Annotated in this window: 1 pseudogene; it reads right to left on the reverse strand. The window is 69.5% G+C overall.

The annotated features are described in order from the left end of the window. Window positions 1-570, reverse strand: a pseudogene (locus tag G3I78_RS47130) (DNA polymerase III subunit alpha); the annotation flags it as partial.

Below are 570 nucleotides of genomic sequence, written 5' to 3' on the forward strand. Positions count from 1 at the left end.
TCTCGGACTGCGCCTGCTTGCGCGACGCGTCCGGGATCCCGTTCGGGTACCGCCGGTGCAGCCCCCGCTCGATCTCCTTGACGAACCAGCTCGTCTCGTCCTCGCCGTCGGGGACCGGGAAGCGCGGCATGTAGTTCGCCTTGGTGTCGAACGACACCTCGCACTGCTCGGCGATGAGCAGCGTGTTGTCGCACGCCTCGGGAAGCTCGGCGAACACGCGGCGCATCTCGGCCGCCGACTTCACGTAGTAGCCGGTCCCGTCGAACTTGAACCGGTCCGGGTCGTCGAGCGTGGAGCCGGAGTTGATCGCGAGCAGCGCCTCCTGGCTCGACGCGTCGTCCTCGCGCACGTAGTGCAGGTCGTTCGTCGCGACGAGCCGCGCGCCGATCGTCTCCGCGAGGCGCAGCAGGTCCTGGGTGACCCGGGTCTCGATGTCGAGCCCGTGGTCCATGAGCTCGACGTAGAAATTCTCGCGCCCGAACACGTCCTGGAGCTCGCCCGCGGTCCGCACCGCCTCGTCCCACTGGCCGAGGCGCAGGCGGGTCTGGATCTCCCCCGACGGGGAGCCGC

It is taken from the genome of Streptomyces sp. SID13726 (assembly GCF_010548375.1).
Taxonomy (GTDB): Bacteria; Actinomycetota; Actinomycetes; order Streptomycetales; family Streptomycetaceae; genus Streptomyces.